Genomic DNA, 6,521 nt, shown 5'->3' with positions numbered 1-6,521 from the left:
CGGTCCTGGCCGTAGGTGGCCAGGAGGGCTTGGGCTTCGATGGGGTCACCCAGGCGGGTGCCGGTGCCGTGCGCTTCCACGGCGTCCACGTCGGCGGGTCGGAGTCCGGCGTTGGCCAGGGCTTGGCGGATGACGCGTTGTTGGGCGGGGCCGTTGGGTGCGGTCAGGCCGTTGCTGGCGCCGTCCTGGTTGACGGCCGATCCCCGGATGAGGGCCAGGATGGGGTGTCCGTTGCGTTGGGCGTCGGAGAGCCGTTCCACGAGCAGCATCCCGGCGCCCTCACCGGGACCGAAACCGTCCGCGTCCTCACCGAACGCCTTGCACCGCCCGTCGGGAGACAGCCCCCGCTGGCGCGCGAACTGCACGAACACGGTCGGGGTCGCCATCACGGTCGCCCCTCCGGCCAGGGCGAGGTCGCATTCGCCCTGGCGGAGCGCCTGGGCGGCCATGTGCAACGCGGTCAGGGACGACGAGCACGCCGTGTCCACCGACACCGCCGGACCCTCGAACCCCAGCGTGTAGGAGATCCGACCCGAGGTGAAGCTGACGACCCCGCCCGCCAGAAGGTCCGCCTCCAGCGCGGCGGAGGGCGCGTGCACCCGGTCGGTGTAACCGCTGGACCAGGCGCCCACGTACACCCCCGTCCGGCTACCGCGCAGGGACCGCGGGTCGAACCCGCCGCTCTCCAGGGCCTCCCAGGAGGTCTCCAGCAGCAGTCGCTGCTGCGGGTCCATCGCGGTGGCCTCACGGGGTGAGATCCCGAAGAAACCCGCGTCGAAGGCGCCCGCCGCCTGGAGGAAGCCCCCCTCCCGGCAGTAGGTGCGTCCCGCCGCGTCCGGGTCCGGGTCGTACAGTCCGTCGGTGTCCCATCCCCGGTCGGTGGGGAAGGGGGAGACGGCGTCCGTGCCGGAGGCGAGCAGGTCCCAGAACCGCTCGGGGGTGTCCGCGCCGCCGGGGTAGCGGCACGCCATACCGACGACGGCGATCGGTTCACGTGCCCGGCCCCGTTCCTCCCTCAGCGCCTCCGAGGTCTCGTGCAGTTTCGTCGTCGCCCGCTTCAGGTAGGTGCGGAGCTGCTGCTCGTTCGCGTTGGCCATGTGTTCTCACCCGTACTGTCGCTCGGGCGGCTCAGAACCGCTCGTCGAGGAATGCGAAGATCTCGTCGTCATCGGCCGACTCCAGGGACGCGGCGACATCGTCGTCGCCGTCGGTCCCGGTGACATTGGCGTGGATCCGGTCCCACAGGCCGACCAGGGCGGACAGCCGCCCGGAGACCTGCCGGAGCTCGGCCTCGCCCACCGCCTGGACGGTGGTCCCGGCGTCCTCCTCGGCCAGGGAGGTCAGCAGGGCCTCCAGACGGTCGAGTCCGTCCAGGAGGGAGCCGTCGCCCTCCGGCGCGCCGTCCTTCGGCGCCAGTTCGGACCGCAGGTACGCGGCCAGGTCGCCCGGTGTCGGATGGTCGAACACCAGGGTCGCGGGCAGGCGCAGACCCGTCGCGGCCCCCAACCGGTTACGCATCTCCACCGCGGTCAGCGAGTCGAAGCCCAGCTCCTTGAAGGCCCGGTCCTCGGGGATCGTCCAGTCCGCTCCGTGGCCGAGGACCGCCGCCGCGTGGGCGCGGATCTCGGCCAACACCAGACCGGCCTGGTCGTCGGCGGTGAGCCCGGCCAGGCGGTCACCGATCGCCGAGGGACCGGCGGCCTCACCCGGCGAGGCGGTGCCGGAGCCCGATGCGCCGCCGACCAGACCGCTGAGGAACGGGGTGACCTGGCCGGACGAGCGCAGCGCCCCCCGGTTGATCCGGACCGGGGCCAGGAGCGCGTCCCGCCCGCCCAGTGCGGCGTCGAACAGGGCCAGTCCCTCGGAGTCGGTGAGCGGCATGATGCCGCCCCGGTTCAACCGGCGCCGCATGTCGCCCTGGTCGAGGTGGTCCGCCATCCGGCTGCTGCTGCCCCACAGTCCCCATGCCAGCGAGAGCGCGGGCAGTCCGAGCCCGGCGCGGTACTGGGCGAAGCCGTCCAGGAACGCGTTGGCGGCGGCGTAACTCCCCTGCCCCGGGCTGCCGAAGAGCGCCGAGGAGGACGAGTAGAGGACGAAGGCCGACAAGTCGGTGTCGCGCGTCAGCTCGTGCAGGTTCAGGACGGCGTCCGCCTTCGGCCGCAGCACGGTGTCGACGCTCTCGGTGGTCAGCGACGCGATGGTCCCGTCGTCGAGGACACCGGCGGTGTGGACGACCGCGCCGAGCGGGTGCTCGTCGGGGACCCCGGCCAGCAGTTCGGCCAGCCGCTCCCGGTCGGCGGCGTCGCAGGACGCCACCCGGACCCGGGCGCCTCGTTCGGTGAGCTCGTCGACCAGTTCCGGCACACCCCGGGCAGCCGCTCCGCTGCGGCCGGCGAGCAACAGGTGCCGTACGCCGTGCTCGCAGACCAGGTGCCGGGCCAACGCCTGACCGAGTGTGCCCGTGCCCCCGGTGATCAGCACCGTGCGGTGGGCGTCGAACCGGGCGGGGACGGTCAGCACGAGCTTGCCCGTGTGCCTGGCCTGGCTGAGCGTACGGAACGCCGTCCGGGCATGCCGCACGTCGTGCACGGTCAGCGGAAGGGGGCGCAGAGTCCCGGCCTCGAACAGCTCCACCAGCTCCGCGAGCATCTCCCCGACCGCCTCGGGGCCTGCCTGGACCAGGTCGAAGGCCCGGTACGCGGTTCCCGGGTGGTCGGCGGCGATCCGGTCGGCGTCCCTGACGTCGGCCTTGCCGAGCTCCAGGAAGTGCCCGCCGCGCGGCAGCAGCCGCAGGGAGGCGTCGACGAAGTCGCCCGTCAGAGAGTTCAGCACGATGTCCACGCCCCGCCCCGACGTCGCGGTCAGGAACCGCTCGGCGAAGTCGAGCCCGCGGGAATCACCGATCCGATCCTCGGGCACGCCCAGCCCCCGGAGGGTGTCCCACTTGCCGCGGCTGGCCGTGGCGTACACCTCCAGCCCGAGATGCTCGGCGAGTTGGAGGGCGGCCATGCCGACACCGCCCGCGGCGGCGTGGACGAGAACCGACTGCCCGGCGCGCGCCCCGGACAGCCGGGTCAGCGCGTAGTAGGAGGTGAGGAACACCGCGGGCACGGAGGCCGCCTCGGCGTAGGACCAACCGAGCGGGATGCGGGCCACCATCCGGTGGTCGGCCACCGCGAGGGGGCCGAACCCGCCGGTCCACATGCCCATCACCCGGTCGCCGACGGCCACACCGGTCACGTCCGGGGCGGTCTCGACGACGACACCAGCCCCCTCCGCTCCCATGACGCCGTCACCCGGGTACATGCCCAGCGCGATCAGGGTGTCGCGGAAGTTCAGACCGGCGGCCCGGACCGCGACCCGCACCTGACCTGGGGCCAAGGGCTTCTCGGCGTCGGGGGCGGCCGCCAACGACAGTCCCTCCAGGGTGCCCTCGCCGGGGGAGAGCCGCCAGGCGCCGCCGCCCGCCGGGGGGACGAGTTCGTCCCGGTCCGGTTCCGCCTCAGCCAGCCTGGGCGCGGACACGGTCGTGCCGCGCACCGCCAGTTGGGGTTCGCCGGAGGCCAGGGCCGCCGCCAGCGCCGGTTCGGTCGCGGTCGCGCCGTCCACGTCGACCAGGACCACGCGGTCCGGCTCCTCGGACTGCGCCGAACGGACCAGGCCCCACAGCGCCGCCGCGGCCGTGTCCCGCACGGTCTCGCCCGGTGCCGCCGCCACCGCACCGCTGGTGACGAACACCAGCCGGGCCGAGGCGGTCCGCTCACCGGCCGCCGACCACTCTTGGACGAGCCCGAGGGCCCGGTCCAGCACCGCGCGTACCGACCCGCCGTCGGGTTCGGGGCAGACGGGGAAGGAGACGACCACGGCGTCGGGCAGTCCCGCGCCTTCCTCAGCCAGGAGATCAGCCAGACCGTCGTACCGCGCGCACCCGCCCGCGGCGCCCTCGAACACGTTGGCGAGTGCGCCGTGGTCCTCGCCCACGACCGCCCACCGCGGCGGGGGCACCGCAGCTGGCCTGGGCAGCGGAACCCAGTCGACCCGGTACAGGTCACGGCCGCCCCGACCAGGCGTCCCGGAGACCAGCTGCTCACCGGAGACGGGTCGGACCACCAGTTCCCCGATCTCCAGCACGGGGTTTCCGGCGGAGTCCACGCACAGCAGACGCACCGCCTCGTCCCCGGCCGAGGAGAGGGTGACCCGGAGCCGTTCGGCCCCGGCGGAGTGCAGCCGCACCCCGCGCAGGGAGAACGGCATCCTGGCCCGGCCGTCGTCGGGGAAGAACGCGCCGAGGCTCATCGCCTGGAGCGCCGCGTCCAGCAGAGCCGGGTGCACCCCGTAGCCGCCCGTGTCCACGGCCGTGCCGCCGGGCAGGGCGACCTCGGCGTACACGGCCTCGCCGGCGCGCACCCCGGCCGTGAAACCCCGGAACGCGGGGCCGTAGTCGTAGCCGCGCTCGCTGAACTCCGCGTAGAAGTCGTCCGGGCTCACCGACCCGGTCAGGTCGGGACGGGCCTCGGGTGCGGGGGGAGCGGTGCCGGAGGCGACCGGCAGCACCGACGCCTCGGCGTGCCGGACCCACTCCGCCCCGGCCGCCCGGGAGTGCACGGTGACCGTACGCCGCCCCTCCTCGTCGGGGCCGTCGAGCAGCAGCCGCAGCTCGACGGAACCCTCCTCGGGCAGGACCAGCGGCGCCTGGAGGGTCAGCTCGTCGACGTGCCCGCAGCCGACGCGTGCGCCAGCCCACAGCACCAGGTCCACGAACGCCGTCGCGGGCAGCAGGGTGGTGCCCATCAGTCCGTGGTCGGCCAGCCACGGACGGCTGTCCGCGCCGATCCGCGCCGTGTACACCGTCCCGCCCGTCTCGGGGAGCTCGATTCCGGCGCCCAGCAGCGGGTGCTCCGCTTCGGCCGCGCCGAAGGAGGACACGTCCCCGCGTCCGCCGTCCGTGGGGTGGTACCAGTAGCGTTCGCGCTGGAACGGATAGGTCGCCAGGTCGACCTGCCGCGAGTCGGTGCCGAACAGCGCGTCACCGTCGATCGCCACCCCGTTGACGTGGGCCAGGCCGAGCGCCGCGCCGAAGCCTCTGGCGCCGCCCTTCTCCCGTCGCAGCGTGTGCACCACCGTGCCGTGACCACCGGTGTCGGCCAGCGTCTCGTGCAGCGACATCGCCAGCATCGGGTGCGGGCTGGACTCCAGGTACAGGTCGTAGCCGTCGGCGGCCAGTGCCCGTGTGGCCCGTTCGAACTCCACCGGGTCGCGCATGTTCCGGTACCAGTAGTCGGCGTCCAGCTGCTCGGTGTCGAGCAGACCCCCGGTCACCGTCGAGTAGAAGGGGATGTCCGACGGGCGCGGCGAGACCGGCGCGAGCACTTCCAGCAGGTGTTCGCGCAGCACGTCCACGTGCGCCGAGTGACCAGCGGTGTCCACCCCCGGCACCGGCTTGGCCTGGACGCCGTCGGCGGTCAGCTCCGCCAGCAGCTCCTCCAACGCGTCCACGTCGCCGCTCACCGCCGCGGTGCCGGGGCTGTTCACCGCCGCCACCGAGAGCCGGTCACCGTACGGTTCGAGCCTGGCCCGCAGCTCGGCGTCCGGAAGCGAGACCGCGACCATGCCACCCTTGCCCGCCAGCGTCAGCCACGCCTGGCTGCGTAGGGCGACGATACGAGCGGCGTCCTCCAACGAGAGCGCGCCCGCCACACAGGCCGCCGCGATCTCGCCCTGGGAGTGGCCCACCACGGCTGCCGGGTGCACGCCGATCGCCCGCCAGGACGCGGCCAGCGACAGCATCATCGTGAACAGCACCGGTTGCACCACGTCGACCCGGCTCAGCGGGGGCGCGTCCGGGGCCTCCTCCAGCACGTCCAGCACCGACCAGTCCAGGTGGGCGCGCAGCGCCGCGTCGCAGGCCCGCGCGGTCTCCCGGAACGCGGGAGAGCGGTCGAGCAGGCCGCGCGCCATCGAGGGCCACTGCGAGCCCTGACCGGGGAAGACGAACACCACCCGCTGGTCCGGGCCCGCCGTGGTCTCACCCCGCACCACGACCGCGTGGTCCCGGCCCCGCGCCAGCGCGTCCAGGGCCTCCAGCAGCTCCTCCCGGCTCTCACCGACCACGGCGGCGCGGTGCTCGAAGTGCGTTCGTCCGGTGATCAGGGTGTATCCGGCGTCGGCCGGGTGCATCTCCGGGTGCTCCAGTAGGTCCCCGCGCAACCGGGCGGCCTGTTCGCGCAGCGCGGCCTCGGTGCGGCCCGAGAGCAGCAGCGGGACCGTCACGTCCTTCCACGCGTCCGCCTCGTCGACGGGCTCCTCCGGCTGCTCCGCCTCGGCGGGGAGCGGCGCCTGTTCGAGGATCAGGTGGGCGTTGGTGCCGCTGATCCCGAACGCGGACACGGCGGCGCGGCGCGGCCCCGTCGGCTGATCCGGCCAGTCGACGTTCTCCGTGAGCAGGCGGAGCGCTCCGGTCGACCAGTCCACGTGCGGAGTGGGCTCGTCCACGTGCAGCGTGCGGGGCAGGGTCCGGTGCC

Annotated in this window: 2 protein-coding genes; both read right to left on the bottom strand. The window is 73.9% G+C overall.

The genetic code is table 11. The features are described from left to right. Positions 1-1,097 (bottom strand): beta-ketoacyl synthase N-terminal-like domain-containing protein (locus D471_RS0131715; RefSeq protein WP_017602340.1); only part of this gene is annotated, 1,097 nt, incomplete at its 3' end. A 31-nt stretch (positions 1,098-1,128) separates the two neighbouring features. Then, positions 1,129-6,492 (bottom strand): SDR family NAD(P)-dependent oxidoreductase, encoded by a 5,364-nt coding sequence (locus D471_RS37325; RefSeq protein ID WP_206538993.1) that lies wholly within the window; start codon positions 6,490-6,492, stop codon positions 1,129-1,131. Between the last annotated feature and the right edge of the window lie 29 nt (positions 6,493-6,521).

Source organism: Nocardiopsis lucentensis DSM 44048 (genome assembly GCF_000341125.1).
Taxonomy (GTDB): Bacteria; Actinomycetota; Actinomycetes; order Streptosporangiales; family Streptosporangiaceae; genus Nocardiopsis; species Nocardiopsis lucentensis.
Note: the sequence above shows the minus strand (reverse complement) of the source record. Positions and strands in the feature narration are given on the sequence as shown.